Source organism: Modicisalibacter radicis (genome assembly GCF_900961225.1).
Classification (GTDB): Bacteria; Pseudomonadota; Gammaproteobacteria; order Pseudomonadales; family Halomonadaceae; genus Modicisalibacter.
In genome coordinates, this window is the sequence record NZ_CAAHFN010000127.1 from 1 (window position 1) to 488 (window position 488).

Annotated in this window: 1 protein-coding gene; it reads right to left on the minus strand. The window is 67.6% G+C overall.

Going from position 1 to position 488, the window contains the following annotated elements; genetic code table 11:
- Positions 1-488: AMP-binding protein (locus tag HR9077_RS20045; protein ID WP_136069072.1), on the minus strand; the 488-nt coding region annotated here is incomplete at both ends.

Consider the following 488-nt stretch of genomic DNA (forward strand, 5'->3'; position numbering starts at 1 on the left):
CGACGCCTGATGCGCCAGGTCCAGCCGGTCCAGTGCGAGCACGCTCAGGCCCTCGGTCGCGGGCAGTGCGTCACGCAGGTGCTGTTGGGTCAGCAGTAGCTCGATACCGCTGTCCGCGACCATGTAGCCCAGCCGGTCGGCCGGATAGTCCGGGTCCAGCGGCACGTAGGCGCCGCCGGCCTTGAGGATCCCCAGCAGCCCCACCATCATCTCGACGGAGCGCTCCACGGCAATGCCCACCCGGGTCTCGGGTTTGACGCCCAGACCAACCAGATAGTGGGCCAGCCGGTTGGCGCGGGCGTTGAGCTCGGCGTAGCTGAGCCGCTGGTCCGCGAAGATCAGTGCCAAGGCTTCGGGGGTTGCCGCCGCCTGGCGCTCGAACAGACGGTGGACGGATTCAATATCGGGGTAGCGCTGGGTGTTCTCGCCCCAGGCCGCAAGCTGACGATGCTCGGTAGTGTCGAGCAGCTCGATATCACCCAGCGCCT